The sequence below is a fragment of the Veillonella parvula genome, from assembly GCF_002005185.1.
In the GTDB taxonomy this organism is placed as follows: domain Bacteria; phylum Bacillota; class Negativicutes; order Veillonellales; family Veillonellaceae; genus Veillonella; species Veillonella parvula_M.
The window spans coordinates 1,498,116-1,514,226 of record NZ_CP019721.1; the positions used below are offsets into that span (position 1 = coordinate 1,498,116).

14 protein-coding genes are annotated in these 16,111 nt (G+C 38.1%); all 14 read left to right on the forward strand.

What is annotated here, in order from left to right:
* The first annotated feature begins 268 nt into the window (after positions 1-268).
* The 14 genes from B1A77_RS06905 to B1A77_RS06970 all read left to right on the forward strand — a co-directional run bounded on the left by B1A77_RS06905 (position 269) and on the right by B1A77_RS06970 (position 16,106).
* On the forward strand, positions 269-3,715 hold the full coding sequence (locus B1A77_RS06905; RefSeq protein ID WP_008600728.1) for a pyruvate carboxylase: 3,447 nt from the start codon (positions 269-271) through the stop codon (positions 3,713-3,715).
* 198 nt (positions 3,716-3,913) lie between these two features.
* Complete coding sequence (nrdR, locus tag B1A77_RS06910; protein WP_004692976.1) at positions 3,914-4,405, forward strand: transcriptional regulator NrdR; 492 nt, start codon at positions 3,914-3,916, stop codon at positions 4,403-4,405.
* A 60-nt stretch (positions 4,406-4,465) separates the two neighbouring features.
* A complete protein-coding gene (locus B1A77_RS06915; RefSeq protein WP_077708347.1) occupies positions 4,466-5,392 on the forward strand; it encodes a dipeptidase in 927 nt (308 codons plus the stop codon).
* On the forward strand, positions 5,392-5,961 hold the full coding sequence (gmhA, locus tag B1A77_RS06920) for a D-sedoheptulose 7-phosphate isomerase (RefSeq protein WP_008600733.1): 570 nt from the start codon (positions 5,392-5,394) through the stop codon (positions 5,959-5,961). The genes B1A77_RS06915 and gmhA overlap by 1 nt, the downstream gene beginning before the upstream one ends.
* A 93-nt stretch (positions 5,962-6,054) precedes the next feature.
* A complete protein-coding gene (rfaE1, locus tag B1A77_RS06925; RefSeq protein WP_077708348.1) occupies positions 6,055-7,533 on the forward strand; it encodes a D-glycero-beta-D-manno-heptose-7-phosphate kinase in 1,479 nt (492 codons plus the stop codon).
* The gene (gene rfaD / locus B1A77_RS06930; protein WP_077708349.1) at positions 7,530-8,495 is read left to right on the forward strand and encodes an ADP-glyceromanno-heptose 6-epimerase; all 966 of its coding nucleotides are present in this window, start codon (positions 7,530-7,532) and stop codon (positions 8,493-8,495) included. The genes rfaE1 and rfaD overlap by 4 nt, the downstream gene beginning before the upstream one ends.
* Positions 8,495-8,989 carry a D-glycero-alpha-D-manno-heptose-1,7-bisphosphate 7-phosphatase gene (locus tag B1A77_RS06935; protein WP_004692981.1) on the forward strand — a complete coding sequence of 165 codons (495 nt, stop codon included), beginning with the start codon at positions 8,495-8,497 and terminating at the stop codon, positions 8,987-8,989. Before rfaD ends, B1A77_RS06935 begins: the two co-directional genes overlap by 1 nt.
* 69 nt (positions 8,990-9,058) lie before the next feature.
* The gene (locus B1A77_RS06940; RefSeq protein ID WP_004697170.1) at positions 9,059-10,078 is read left to right on the forward strand and encodes a glycosyltransferase family 9 protein; all 1,020 of its coding nucleotides are present in this window, start codon (positions 9,059-9,061) and stop codon (positions 10,076-10,078) included.
* On the forward strand, positions 10,078-11,118 hold the full coding sequence (locus B1A77_RS06945) for a glycosyltransferase family 9 protein (protein ID WP_077708350.1): 1,041 nt from the start codon (positions 10,078-10,080) through the stop codon (positions 11,116-11,118). Before B1A77_RS06940 ends, B1A77_RS06945 begins: the two co-directional genes overlap by 1 nt.
* Positions 11,119-11,122: 4 nt before the next feature.
* On the forward strand, positions 11,123-12,106 hold the full coding sequence (locus B1A77_RS06950) for a 3'-5' exonuclease (RefSeq protein WP_077708351.1): 984 nt from the start codon (positions 11,123-11,125) through the stop codon (positions 12,104-12,106).
* A 71-nt stretch (positions 12,107-12,177) separates the two neighbouring features.
* Positions 12,178-13,569 (forward strand): aminopeptidase, encoded by a 1,392-nt coding sequence (locus B1A77_RS06955; protein WP_077708352.1) that lies wholly within the window; start codon positions 12,178-12,180, stop codon positions 13,567-13,569.
* Positions 13,570-13,619: 50 nt separating this feature from the next.
* On the forward strand, positions 13,620-13,994 hold the full coding sequence (locus B1A77_RS06960) for a hypothetical protein (RefSeq protein WP_060918816.1): 375 nt from the start codon (positions 13,620-13,622) through the stop codon (positions 13,992-13,994).
* 129 nt (positions 13,995-14,123) lie between these two features.
* Positions 14,124-15,101 (forward strand): ABC transporter substrate-binding protein, encoded by a 978-nt coding sequence (locus tag B1A77_RS06965; protein WP_060918817.1) that lies wholly within the window; start codon positions 14,124-14,126, stop codon positions 15,099-15,101.
* Positions 15,102-15,125: 24 nt separating this feature from the next.
* Positions 15,126-16,106 carry an ABC transporter substrate-binding protein gene (locus tag B1A77_RS06970; protein WP_060918818.1) on the forward strand — a complete coding sequence of 327 codons (981 nt, stop codon included), beginning with the start codon at positions 15,126-15,128 and terminating at the stop codon, positions 16,104-16,106.
* Positions 16,107-16,111: the final 5 nt, after the last annotated feature.

Sequence of the window (16,111 nt, forward strand, 5' to 3'; positions counted from 1 at the left end):
TTATTCGATGTGCATTATTGAAAGACATATGATTTTTTGTAATGAACAGTAAAAAATATATTTTATACTTTCATAATTGGTATAATCCTTTAAATATAATGAAAATATTGTATAATAAGTATATATTATTATGAATATAAAACCTCATCATAAATTTTGATGAGGCTTTCCTCAATATTGATTTATCTATAAGTATAGGAAATATTCATATATTAATAAAAATGAAAGCTGATAGTTCACATTTGTGGAAGCTAGTAGGAGGCAATACATGAGAAAAATTAAATCCGTATTGGTTGCCAACCGTGGAGAAATTGCGATCCGCGTGTTCCGTGCATGTAATGAAATGGGAATTAAAACTGTAGCCATTTACTCTAAAGAGGATACATTATCCTTGCACCGTAACCAAGCCGATGAAGCCTATCTCGTAGGGGAAGGTAAAAAACCAGTTGACGCATATCTTGATATTGAAGATATCATCCGTATTGCAAAAGAACATGACATCGATGCTATCCATCCAGGTTATGGCTTCTTATCTGAAAATGAAGGCTTTGCTCGTCGTTGTGAAGAAGAAGGAATTATCTTTATTGGGCCTAAAATCAAGCATTTGAATATGTTTGGTGATAAAGTAAATGCTCGTGAGCAAGCTAAATTAGCAAAAATTCCGATGATCCCAGGTTCTGATGGGGCTTTAAAAGATTATGCTCAACTAGAAGAATTTGCTGATACACATGGTTTTCCATTGATGATTAAAGCCGTTAATGGCGGCGGCGGTCGTGGTATGCGTGAAGTTCATCATAAAGAAGATCTTCGAGATGCATATGATCGTGCTAAATCTGAAGCGAAAGCTGCGTTTGGCGATGATGATGTATATGTAGAAAAACTTATCGTAGAGCCTAAACATATTGAAGTTCAAATCTTAGGTGATGAACATGGCAATGTAGTTCATTTGCATGAACGTGATTGCTCTGTTCAACGTCGTCACCAAAAAGTAGTTGAAATGGCGCCAGCCTTTGCGTTATCATTAGAAACTCGTAAAGCTGTATGTGATGCTGCCGTTAAAATCATGAAAAATGTTGGCTACGTGAATGCAGGTACTGTAGAATTTTTGGTAACTGCTGATGGTAGCTTCTACTTTATCGAAGTTAATCCACGTATTCAAGTAGAGCATACTGTAACAGAAATGATTACAGATATTGACATTGTTCATGCTCAAATTAGAATCGCTGAAGGCTTTAGTTTACATAGCCCTGAAGTAGGTATTCCTGAGCAGGATAAAATTCCTTGTAAAGGCACTGCTATCCAATGTCGTATTACCACAGAAGATCCTAAAAACAACTTTATGCCTGATACCGGTAAAATCTTAGCGTACCGTAGCTCTGGTGGTTTTGGTATCCGTCTTGATTCTGGTAATGCTTTTACAGGTGCCGTTGTAACACCTTACTATGACTCCTTGCTTGTGAAAGCGACAGCATTTGGTCCTAACAACGAAGAAACTATTCGTAAAATGCTTCGTTGCTTAAAAGAGTTCCGTATTCGCGGTGTAAAAACAAATATTCACTTCTTGATTAATGTATTGGAACATCCTGAATTCCAAAGTGGTTCTTACAATGTAAACTTCATTGAAGAACATCCTGAATTATTCGAATTGAAACCAGATCGTGACCGTGGTACTAAATTATTACGTTACATTGCTGATGTTACAATTAATGGCTATTCTGGTGCAGGGGCTCAAGAGGTTCCTGACTTTGAACCGATTCAAATGCCATCTACTTTGGATGTAAGTCCAGCATCTGGTACAAAACAAAAATTTGATGAACTTGGACCAGATAAATTCAGTAAATGGTTATCGGAACAAAAACAAGTATTCTTCACTGATACCACTTGGCGTGATGCCCATCAATCCTTGTTTGCTACACGTCTTCGTACAATCGATATGGCTCGCGTAGCTGGTCATGCTGCAAAAGGTGTACCTAACTTATTCTCCTTAGAATGTTGGGGGGGTGCTACTTTTGACGTATCATACCGATTCTTACATGAAGATCCGTGGGAGCGTTTGCGCATGTTCCGTCGTGAAGTGCCAAATACATTGCTTCAAATGCTTCTTCGTGGTGCAAATGCCGTAGGTTACACATCGTATCCAGACAACGTAGTTCGTCAATTCATTCAACGGGCTGCTGCTAATGGTATTGATGTATTCCGCGTATTTGATAGCTTGAATAGTCTTGATAATATGCATGTTGCTATCGATGAAGTGCGTGCACAAAATAAAATAGCTGAAGTTGCATTGTGCTATACTGGCGATATCCTTGATGGTGCTCGTACAAAATACAACTTGGACTATTATGTAAATATGGCAAAAGAGCTTGAAAAAGCTGGTGCCAATATTATTGCCATTAAAGATATGGCCGGCCTTTTAAAACCACAAGCTTCTTATAACTTGGTATCTGCCTTGAAAGATGCTGTCTCTGTTCCAATTCACTTGCATACTCATGAAGGCTCTGGCAACTCTATCTATACATATGGCCGCGCTGTAGATGCTGGTGTTGATGTAATCGACTTAGCGTACTCTGCTTTTGCTAATGGTACTTCTCAACCTAGCATGAATTCCATGTACTATGCATTGTCTGGTCATGAACGTCAACCAGAAATGAACATCGACTATATGGAAGAAATGTCTCATTATTTTGGTAGTATCAGACCATATTACAAAGGTGTAGATAAAGCAGAAGCATATCCTAATACTGAAGTATATCAACATGAAATGCCAGGTGGACAATACTCTAACTTGCAACAACAAGCTAAAATGGTAGGGCTTGGTGATCGTTGGACAGATATTAAGAAAATGTACCACCAAGTAAACATGATGTTTGGTGATATCATTAAAGTTACACCATCCTCTAAAGTGGTAGGGGATATGACATTGTACATGGTACAAAACAACTTAACTGAAAAAGATATCTACGAAAAAGGCGATGTATTGGATTTCCCTCAATCCGTAGTTGAATTCTTTGAAGGACGTCTTGGTACTCCATATCAAGGCTTCCCTGAAAAATTACAAAAAATCATCTTGAAAGGTGCTCGCCCAATCACAGTTCGCCCTGGTGCTGTATTACCTCCAACAGATTTTGAACATATTCGTCATGAATTAAGCGAAATGGGAGCCCAAACAACTGATGAAGATATTAGTGCATATTGCTTGTATCCTAAGGTTTACCAAGATTACAATAAATTTGTAAAAGACTTTGGTGATGTATCTGTATTAGATACTCCAACATTCTTCTTTGGTATGAAACGGGGCGAAGAAATTCAAGTAACCATTGAAAAAGGTAAAACACTGATTATCAAGATGAATGGTTTCTCTGAACCTGATGAAGATGGTAATCGCATCGTATTGTTCGAGTTTAATGGTCAACCTCGTAGCATTAAGGTTCATGATAAACATGCTAAGACAACTGGTGTTGTTCGTCGCAAAGCGGATGAATCTAACCCTGGTGAAATTGGTGCTACATTGTCTGGTTCCGTTGTTAAGATCCTTATTAAGAATGGTCAATCTGTAACTAAAGGTGAACCATTGATCGTTACAGAAGCAATGAAAATGGAAACAACAATTACAGCTCCTATCGACGGTATCGTAGAAGAAATCCTTGTACGTGAAGGTAGCCGTATCGAATCTGGTGACTGCTTGCTTCGTATTGAAGATGCTTTAAAACGATAAGCTAACAATCATTTAAAATTAAAAATATTATTTCTCAAGTATTTCATAAGATGAAAAATTGAAGAATAATGGAAGAATCCCTAGGAAATCCTAGGGATTCTTTGTATTTTCAAGGGTTTCATGGTACTATATAATATAGAGAAAATGGGCGTATTATGCGTTATTTTAGAATGATTAGTAGAAAAGGAGTAGTAACAGATGAGATGTCCTTATTGCCAACACACAGACACGAAGGTAACAGACTCTAGAACGACTGATGAAGGTAATAGTATTCGCCGTCGCCGTGAATGTATCAATTGTGGCCGTCGCTTTACTACCTATGAAATTATAGAAGAAGTACCACTAATGGTATTGAAGAAAAATGGACGACGTGAATTATTTGACCGCGGTAAGCTCCTGAATGGGTTATTGCGCTCGTGTGATAAGCGTACAGTTCCTATGTCCGTGATGGAGCAAGTAGTTAATGATGTAGAGCGTGACATTCGAAATGAAATTAACCAAGAGGTTACAACTGATCGCATTGGTGAGCTCGTGTTACAACAATTGAAAGATATAGATCAAGTTGCATATGTTCGTTTTGCCAGTGTATATCGTAAGTTTGATAATATTGATAGCTTTATGGAAGAGTTAAAAGCTCTGAAGAAGTTAGACGCTAAAAAGCCAAAACGCAAACCTGTCGTAGAAGAATAATTGATTCTGTATTACTGATTGGTTATACATAGTTTTGAAATTAGCGATGTGTGAGGCTTTATGATAGATTTACATTGTGATACGATGATGCAATTGCTAGATCATCCTCATAGTGGTGATTTATATTGTAATACTTGGAAAATAGATATAGAAAAATTACAAAAGGCTCATAGCAAGATACAAGACTTTGCACTCTTTATTAATATGGGTGAGACGAATGACCCTTATGGCCGCTATGAAGAGATGCGTAATTTGTGTGTATCACAAATTCATCACTATGGAGAGCACATACAACATGTGCTCTCTTATCAAGATGTAGAGTCTGTATACAAGACTGGTAAGATTGGGGCACTTATGTCTATTGAGGAAGGTGGCGTACTAGGTGGCGATTTAAATAAACTTAAACAAGCTTACCAAGATGGAGTCAGACTTATAACGCTAACATGGAACTATCCAAATGGACTTGGCGAGCCACATTGTGGTGAGCAACATAAAAAATTAACATCTAAAGGTGTTGAATTTGTAGAAGCTATGCAAGAGTTAGGGATAATTGTTGATTGCTCTCATCTTAACGATGCTGGTACAGAGCAATTAGGGGATATTCTAGAGGTTCCTTTTATAGCATCTCATTCAAATGCACGGGAAGTTCGGGCTCATATGCGAAATTTGCCAGATAATCTTATTAGACTTATCGCTAATAAGGGAGGTATTATAGGACTTAATTTTGCACAGAATTTTCTCGGCACATCGCCAATTAGTCGCATTGAAGATATTGTTAAACATGGTCTATATCTCATCGACAAGGGCGGTGAAGATGTAGTGGCATTAGGAACTGATTTCGATGGGATTCCACCCGACACAGAGATTGCAGATATGTCTCAAATGAGTCGTCTTTATGATGCTTTTAAAGAGGCAGGTTTATCTGTGGAACAATGTGAAAAGTTATTCTGGAAAAATGCAGATAGACTATTAAAGGAGATTTTATAATGACTGATTTAAATCCAATCATTGCTGATCGTTTTACAGAGCATCTTGAAGTGTTTGGTAAAACGATGGAACATATGGATACCATTCAAGAAATCGGATATCGCTGTAAAGCGGCTTTAGAAAATGGTAATAAAATTTTGTTCTGTGGTAATGGTGGCTCTGCGGCGGACTCTCAACATTTAGCAGCTGAATTGATTTGTCGCTTTAAAAAGGAACGGCGCTCTCTTGCAGGCATTGCATTAACTACTGATACATCTGCATTAACAGCTATTGCGAATGACTATGATTTTGAATCTGTTTTTGCACGTCAAGTAGAGGGCTTAGGCCGTACAGGTGATGTTCTCATCGGTATTTCTACATCTGGTAACTCCAAGAATGTTGTAAAAGCTGCAGAAATGGCCCGTTCTATCGGTATGCATACCATTGCTTTCACTGGGGAAGGCGGTGGCAAATTGGCCGAACTATGTGATATTACGCTGGCTATTCCCAGTAATGTGACAGCGCGCATTCAAGAAATGCATATCCTAGCTGGCCACATTATGTGCGAAATTATTGAAGAAGACTATTAACCGATAGGTTTTTACTCATAGATACACATTGTTTCAATTAAAAATTTATTTAAATTAGGAACATATGTAATTTTGATAAGGAATAGGTGGATTATGATAAATACTACCATTAGTCAGTTTTTAACAAAGCAACTGCCAAACTTGAAGATTGCCGTTGTAGGCGATGTAATGGTAGACCGTTATGTTTTTGGTGATGTAAGTCGTATTTCTCCAGAAGCACCGGTTCCTGTAAACCGCGTGTCCAAGATGAAAGAGGTCCTTGGTGGAGCTGGTAATGTTGCATCTAATCTGTCTAATTTAGACTGTAAAGTATATCTTGGTGCACTAGCAGGTAATGACGACCATGGCCATTTATTAAAAAATTTACTTGATACTGATAAAATCGATACGACTGGTTTAATCACTAGTGATGACCGCTCTACTATTACTAAGATGCGCATATTGGGTGATCGTCAACAGATGATGCGCCTTGATTTTGAAACAATTACAAATTTAACCAATCAAGAAGAGCAACAATTGTCTATTTGGTTGGAAAATCTATGTAAAGCGGGGATTGATGGTATTGTCGTATCTGACTATGGTAAAGGCGTTTGTACACCTACCTTATTGAAGACAATCTTTGGTTTGGCTAAGGAATATGGTGTGCAAACTATCGTAGATCCTAAGGGGGCAGACTGGTCTAAATACAATGGTGCTACATGTATTACACCGAATGTGAAAGAACTTGGTGAATGTGTAGGCCGTACATTAGAAAATGATGATGCTACTATTGTAGAGGCTGCTAAGTCTGTACTTGCTGATGTAGATTTAGACTATATTGTGGCCACTCGATCTGCTAAGGGTATTACGGTTATTGCAAAGGATGGCCGCACATGGCATAATCCTGCTACTCAACAAGAGGTGTTTGATGTGAGTGGTGCAGGAGATACCGTTGTATCCATGATGATGACCTGTCTTGCAAGTGGTTTATCGATGCGTTTAGCCTTACATATCGCCAATGGTGCAGCAGGTATCGTAGTATCTAAGGTTGGTACGTATCCAATACATCGTTCTGAGTTATTAGACTTATGGCATTCCTATAAACATAGTATTCAATCTAAGCCATTATATACGAAGGAAGAGATGAAAGAACTCGTTTCACAATGGCAAAGCAAAGGTGAAACTGTAGTGTTTACAAATGGTTGTTTTGACATTCTTCACCGTGGACATATCACGTATTTACAAGAAGCTGCGCAGCTAGGTGATCATTTAATCATTGGATTAAATTCTGATGTATCTGTTCGACGTTTAAAAGGAGAAACACGGCCCATCGTAAGTGAAGCGGATAGAGCGGCCTTGTTGAGTGCGTTGCAATGTATTGATGGTGTAGTACTATTTGAAGAGGATACACCGGCTGAATTACTAGCGTACTTACGTCCCAATACTCTTGTTAAGGGTGGAGATTACAAAATAGAAGATATTATTGGACGCGAGTCCGTTGACAATGTAGAGGTTCTTTCATTTAAAGAAGGTTACTCTACATCAGATATTGTAGGGAAAATAGCTACTATGGCTAAGGAGGGCAAATTATGATTATCGTAACAGGTGGTGCTGGTTTTATTGGCAGTAATATTGTGAAAGCACTGAATGATTGTGGTCGTACAGATATTCTCATCGTAGATGATCTTACAGATGGTCGTAAGATTCGCAATATTCAAAATCTAGAATTTCTAGATTACATCGATTGTGATGATTTTGATTGTGCTATTGCTGATGGTACATTCGACGTTGGCCCTATTGAAGTCGTATTTCATGAAGGTGCTTGTGCAGACACAATGGAATATAATGGCAAATACATGATGAAGAACAACTATGAAGGTTCTAAAAATCTATTCCATTATTGCCAAGACCGTCGCATTCCATTCATCTATGCCTCCTCTGCATCTACCTATGGTAATGGTACAAATGGTTTCGTAGAAAAACCGGAAGCTGAAGAAGCGCTTAACCCATATGCGTATTCTAAATTGTTATTCGACCGTTATGTACGCAAATATGAAGGTGAATATACTGCGCAAGTTGTGGGGCTACGTTACTTTAATGTATATGGTCCTAATGAAGCCCATAAAGATAAAATGGCTTCTTTAGTACGTCAAATGTTCTACAAAAATAAAGAAACAGGTATTATTAATCTCTTTGAAGGTACAGATGGCTACGAAGATGGTGGTCAAACACGTGACTTTATCTATGTAAAAGACGTAGTTAATGTAAACTTCTATTTCTGGGAGCATCCTGAAATCTCTGGTACTTTCAACTGTGGTACAGGTAATGCTCATAGCTTTAACCAATTCATGCAAGCTGTTATCGACTACAATGGTCAAGGCAAAATTGAATATGTGCCATTCCCAGAGGTGTTAAAGGGTAAATACCAAAGCTTTACAGAGGCTGATACTACTAAATTGTTAGCTGCTGGCTATGACAAAGGGTTCCATAAAATGGAAGATGCCGTTAAAGAATATTGTGAACTATTAGATAATAACGAAGGGTATTTACGCTAATGCGCAAGGTATTATTTTTAGATCGCGATGGTGTTATTAACAAGGATGTTAGTTATCTATATAAAATCAGCGATTTAGAGTGGGTAGATGGTGCAAAAGAGGCCCTTGCTTATGCTCATAGTAAGGGCTATGATCTCATTGTAGTGACAAATCAGAGTGGTGTAGCTCGTGGTTATTATAAAGAATCTGATGTTCAGATTTTACATGACTATATGGCTCATGAACTAGATCGCAGTGGAGCACCGATTTTACATTTCTATTACTGTCCACATCATAAAGAAGGTATTGTTCCTCTCTATGCAGTAGAATGTGAATGTAGAAAGCCTAAACCTGGCATGATTAAGCAAGCCATTAAGGATTATGATGTAAATATATCAGATAGTTTTCTTATCGGTGATAGTCAGCGTGATGTTGATGCAGCTGAGGCTGCTGGCATTAAGGGGTACCTATTTAAAGGCTCTAATCTATTGGATTTCATTAAAACAATAATTTAATCATTTATTCCATTTAGTTTATTTCGGAAGAATATATTTGGGTTTGTTGTGTTGTATTGGGGAGGCTATATGAAAGATTACAAGAATATACTCATCATCAAGATGAGTTCCTTAGGTGATGTAATTCACGCATTGCCTACCTTGTACGCTGTGCGCAAGAATTGGCCTAATGCGCGTATTACATGGGCTATTCATGAGCAATTCGCTAGCCTCTTACCTGGTACACCATGGGTTGATGACGTGATTATCATTGACAAAAAACAACTAAAGAAGCCTACGTATTTATATCAATTGCGCAAGGAGCTACATAGTCGTCATTTTGATATGACCTTAGACCTTCAATGTATCGCAAAAAGTGCTATTGTTTCTTTATTATCTGGTGCCCCTGAAAAATATGGCTACTGGGAGCTTCGTGAGGGCAGTAATCTTGTTAATAAAGCATTAGTAGGTGAGCATAAATACGACCATGTTATTGAACGCTATCTGGATACCGTACGCGCCCTTGGTGGTGAGGTGGAGGAGATTGAATTTCCGATGCCAGCTTACGTTGAGGCTGAGAAATCCATAAAACAAAAGTTGAAATGCCATGGTGTAGATGATGAATATATTGTAGTTGTACCTGGGGCACGATGGATTGTTAAGGAGTGGCCACTTCTAAATTTTGGAGAACTTTGTATTCGTTTATGTGAATCTGGTAAGAAGGTTGTTATTGCCGGTGCTCCTGATGATGTAGATAAAGGTGCTTTCATAGAAAATTATGTAAAACATAAGAATCTCATCAATTTAGTTGGATCTACAACCATGCCTGAACTCATTGAGTTGATTCGTCATTGTCAGATTTTTATTAGTGCCGATACGGGACCATTGCATATTGCAAATGCTTTGAAGCGTCCTTTGATTGCCATGTTTGGTACAACATCACCTAAGCGTACAGGTCCTTATGGTGGTAGTCATGTACATCTCATTATTTCACCTACTTCTAAGGCTACACCTGAGCAACCACTAGTAGATGATCCAGATTGTATGGCACAAATTCCTGTAGACGCGGTATGGTCAGTGTATGAACAAGTACTTGGAAAGGAACTATAATGGAACTAGATTATAAGCGCATTGTGGTAACCTTTTTAATGCATTTAGGCGATGTTATATTAACGACTCCGTTTTTAGAAGTGCTTCGCAAAGCGGCTCCTCATAGTCATATTACGTATGTAATAGATGAAAAATTACAACAAGTAATGGAATATAATCCAAATATTGATGAACTTATTGTTGTAGATAAAAAAGGGCGCCATAATAGCATCTTAGGTCTCAATGAAGTGGCTCGTGAAATCAATGCTAAGGGAAAACCTGACATTGTCATTAATTTACATCCCAATGAGCGTACTTCATATTTAGCATGGAAGATTCATGCACCTATTACAACTGGTATGAGTCATTTCCTCTTTAGACCATTTATGACAAAGTATACGCGCTTAGATCGTAAAACTCGTCATGCTGCGGATATGTACATTAATGTACTAGAGCAATTAGGTGTAACAGATACTTCTAACTCTGGTTTACATATTGAGACCTGTGAAGAATGGCGTCGTCAGGCTCAAGAGTTTTATTCTGGTCATGGATTAACTGATACTGATATACTCATTGGTTTTAATATCGGTAGCGCCGTTCCTGAGAAACGTTGGCCAGCTGAACGATTTGCTCATGTAGCAGATTACTTTGGTCGTTTAGGTTATAAGACGGTTTTCTTTGGCGGACCTATGGACCTTGAAATGGTGCAGCCCGTAGTAGAACAAATGGAAACAAAGCCTATTGTGGCTACCGGAAAATTCCAGTTAGGTCCTTTGGCAGCGGCTATGAGCCGTTGTAATCTATTAATTACTAATGACTCTGGACCAATGCATGTAGGAATCAGTCAAGGTGTGCCAATTGTGGCACTGTATGGTCCATCAAATCCATTCTTTTATGGACCTTATCAAGCTCATGCTATCGTTTTAGAAACGATGGATTCTTATGAGATTGGTAAAAGCATGAAAAAAATTATTAAAGAAGGAAATTATAAAGGTTTATCTGTAATTTCTGAAGAACAGGTTATTAAAGCAGCGGAAACATTGCTTTTAGAATCGAAATAAACGTATGAACTATATTGTATTTGATTTAGAATGGAACCAACCCTATAGCAATGACATTAGCTTTATGAAGCGCACAAAAATGCCGTTGACAGGGGAAATCATTCAAATCGGAGCGGTAAAACTGAATGAAAAGATGGACATTATAGATCATTTTACGATGTTCATCAAACCTCAATATCTGCCACGGATGCATAAACATGTGCGCGAGTTGACAGGGATAACCACCCATGAGCTCAATCATGGTGTGCCATTCAAGACGGCTATGCAGTACTTTCAAAAATGGTGTGGTGATGAATATATGCTGCTTTCTTGGGGATCAGACGATATTCTTATCCTTCGAGAAAATCTTATGCTTCATAAGATGAAAGCATTATCTTATGATCAATGGGTAGATGCGCAAATGATTTATTCTTATCAACGCTATGGAACAAGTCAACAGTATTCTGTGGCGCATGCTATGGAGGATCTCAATATATCGACGGAGCATTTATCTGCTCATAATGCCTTGCATGATGCAGTTTTTACAGCTCACATTTGTCAGACTTTAGATATTGCACAAGGAATTCTGCATTATGATCTAATTCGCAAGGAAAGTAGTAATCCTTTCCTATATCCTCCTATTCTTACCTTTTTTATGTATGAAAATTTTTCTGAGAAAAAACGTATTGTTCATGATAGAAGAGTACGTATGTCCTTCTGTCCGTACTGTCAAACACGTTTAGAAACGACAAGACCTGAACGATTACAAGGGGATAAGCACCTAGCCATTGGAGTATGTCCTAAACATGGCGATTTTGCGGTGCAACTTAAAGTTGGAAAGTATACGATTAAGTCCGGCAGTAGTAAATTCTATGTTACTAAGGTACTGACCCATTGTACGGATGAAATTCGTTCTCTATATACTCAGAAGTCTGAAATCAATCGCGAAAAAGAGCGAAAATATTTAGAGTATCGTAAGGCGGAACAAGAAAAAGTCCGCCAAAAATAGTTATGTAAATTCAAGTTCGTTTTCTGAACTGTACTATATATTAGGATATGAACTTTTAGAAAGGATAGATTATGGAACGTAAATATGCATGGCATAATTATGATGATGCCACTATGGAAAAGGTATATGCTTTAAGTGATACATATCGTCAATTTTTAGATAATGGTAAAACAGAACGTGAATGCGTTGTGCAAGCTGTAGAATTTGCAGAAGCAAAGGGCTATGTAAATCTAAATGACATTATTAAAAGCAATACGTCAATTAAAGCTGGTGATAAGATTTATTACACACATATGGATAAATCTATTGCTTTATTTAATATTGGTACTGATGATATTGAATTGGGTATGAATATTTTAGGTGCTCATATTGATTCTCCACGCATCGATGTAAAGCAAAATCCACAATATGAGGATAGTAATTTAGTATTTTGGGATACTCATTATTATGGAGGTATTAAAAAATATCATTGGGTAGCTATGCCTCTTGCTATTCATGGCGTTGTGGTAAAAACAGATGGTACTCGTATCAATATTAATATTGGTGATAAGGAAAGCGATCCTGTATTCTGTATTACTGACTTGTTGCCTCATTTGGGACAAGAACAAATGCAAAAAAATGCAGCTAAAGTAATTGAAGGGGAAGCTCTTGATTTACTCATCGGTAGCCGTCCAGTTAAAGACGAAGAAAAAGAAGGGGTTACTAAATTTATTAATAGCCTTCTTGAAAAAGAGTATGGATTTATTGAACGTGACTTATTGTCTGCAGAACTAGAAATTGTACCAGCTGGTAAAGCACGTGATATGGGCTTTGATCGTTCCATGGTAATGGCGTATGGCCAAGATGATCGCGTGTGTGCCTACACATCCTTGGTAGCAATGCTTGAAGTGGATAATGTAAAGCGTACTACTTGTTGCTTACTTGTAGATAAAGAGGAAATTGGTTCTGTAGGTGCTACAGGTATGCAATCACGCTTCTTTGAAAATGCAGTGGCTGAAATTTTAACACTTATGGGTAAACCTAATTCTGTAAGTGTACGTCGTACGTTGGAGAAATCTCGTATGTTATCCTCCGATGTAAGTGCAGGCTATGATCCGCTTTATGCATCGGCGTATGAAAAGAAAAATGCTTCTTACCTTGGTATGGGTGTAGTATTTAATAAATTTACTGGCTCTCGTGGTAAAGCTGGTTCTAATGATGCGAATGCTGAGTATATGGGCTTTATCCGTCGTGTCATGGAATCTAACAATGTAACATACCAAACAGCAGAGCTCGGTAAGGTTGATTTAGGTGGTGGTGGCACCATTGCGTACATCATGGCTCTTTATGGTATGAATGTCATCGATTGTGGTGTAGCCGTACTTAGTATGCATGCTCCTTGGGAGGTTACATCTAAGGCTGATATTTACGAGGCAAAACAATGCTACGTTGCATTCTTAAATGCGGCGGATGAAACAATCTAATGCGATGGGACTTTTGCCGATGGTGAAAGTCCATTCTATGTGAGGTATATATGAATCAAACAGATTTAGGTGCAGCTATTGAGGCGGCGAAGGGAGAGGCGACAGAGGTTAAGACCGTAAAGGTAGATATCTTTGACATCCCCGAAACGAAGGCTGAAGAGTATATTGCAAATCGAGAAGAAGTAGCAGAAGCAGCAGCACAAGTAATGAAACCATACTGTGTTACAGTAAAACGTGAAACCTTAGATGCTGAAGAAGGCGAAGCAGTGGTTGGCTATTATGTAACAGGTGAAATTTTGATGTGCGTTATCCTCGATCCTTTTGAAGTGCCGGTTATGAAGGTCGCTCTCGACAAAGGAACTCTTAAGGACTATATTTTAGCGGCAAATGAATTGACTGAGGATATGTTAGCATCGTTAGATTAATAGGTGGATTTCTTATTTTATTTTCGCACATATAAAAAATAAAATACTTTAATCTGCTACATTGATGTAGTAGATAAATTTGTTTATAATAAAAGTATTATAATCTTTGCAGATAGGAAGGAAATCCCCATGAACTTAAAAAAAGGTATTGCCCTAGCGCTCACGGCGGCAGCACTAATGGCGTTTACAGGCTGTGGCTCAAATGGAACTACATCGAATGGTGAATACAAAGTTGGTGTTGTACAATTGGTAGAGCATCCTGCATTAGATGCGGCAAATAAGGGTTTTGTTGATGCGCTAAAAGAAAAAGGTTTAGCAGAAAAGATTACTTTTGATCAACAAAATGCGCAAGCTGATCAATCTAATTTGAATAGCATTGCGCAGCGTTTCGTATCCGATCGGAAAAACTTGATTTTAGCAATTGCTACTCCAGCGGCTCAATCCATGGCGAATGCAACTCATGATATTCCAATCTTAGGTACAGCTATTACTGATTACGAGGCAGCTAAACTTGTTAAATCTAATCAAAAACCTGGCGGTAATGTGTCTGGTACATCCGACATGAATCCAGTAGAGCAACAAGTAGATTTAATTTTACAAGTAATGCCGAATGCGAAAACAATTGGCACTATTTATAGCTCTAGCGAAGTAAATTCTCAAATTCAAGTGGAGAAGATGAAAGCTTATGCGGCTACAAAAGGAATTAAAGTTGAAGAAGTTACAGTTTCTAATGTAAATGATATTCAACAAGCGGCACAAAATCTCGTATCTCAACGTGTGGATGCTGTATATGTGCCAACAGATAATGTTGTAGCTTCTGCGATGAGCAATCTTGTAGCTATTACCGACCCAGCAAAAATTCCTGTATTTGGCGGTGAAGATAATCACGTAAAAGGTGGAGCCGTTATGTCCTTGTCTGTAGATTACTACAAGCTTGGTTACCAAACAGGCTTGATGGCCGCAAAAATTTTAACTGGCGAAGCTAAAGTTGAAGATATGCCTATCGAAATGCAGAAAGAATTTAAATTAGTTGTAGGGAAAGATAAATTAGAAAAATTGGGCATCACCTTACCAGAGGATTTGATGAACAAGGCGACTATGATTTAATACATAACTGGTAAGGAGTTATACATGAACTGGAAAAAAGGTATTGCAGTGGCACTTAGTGCCATTGCTGTTATGGCAATGGTAGCCGGTTGTGGTTCTAATACCGCAACTAATGACCAAAAGAAAATTGGTGTTATTCAATTAGTAGAACATCCATCTCTTGATGCTGCTAATAAGGGCTTCGTAGATGCTTTAGCGGCTAAAGGTTATAAAGATGGTCAAAATATTAAAATTGACCAACAAAATGCACAGGCTGACCAATCTAATTTGAACAGCATTGCACAACGTTTCGTATCTGATAAAAAAGATTTAGTATTAGCTATTGCAACACCTGCGGCTCAGACGATGGCAAATGCTTCTCATGACATGCCAATCATGGGTACAGCTATTACAGACTACGTGACAGCTAAACTCGTTCAATCTAATGAACGCCCTGGTGGTAATGTATCTGGTACATCCGATATGACACCTGTTGAAAAAGAGGTTGATCTTATCATAGCATTAGTACCGAATGTAAAGCGCATTGGTGCCATTTATACATCCTCTGAAATCAATTCCCAATTGCAAGTTGAAAAAATGAAAGCCTATGCTGCTACAAAAGGTATTACTGTTGTAGAGGCAACTGTTTCCAACGTAAATGATATTCAACAAGCAGCTACAAATCTTGTAAACCAAGATGTGCAAGCTATTTATACACCAACAGATAATGTATTAGCATCTGCTATGGCTAACTTGGCACAAATTACAGATGCTGCTAAAATCCCGGTATTTGCTGCTGACGAAGGCATGACAATGACTGGTGGCGTAGCAACATATTCTGTTGATTACTATCAATTGGGTTACCAAACAGGTTTAATGGCTGCAAAAGTTCTAGCTGGTGAAGCAAAAATTGCAGACTTAGCTATTGAGACACAAAAAGAGATTAAGTTAACTGTTAACGAAGAACGTGCTAAAAAATTGGGAATCACGATTCCTGAAGCTCTTCGTAAAGACATGAAACAATAGAGGAG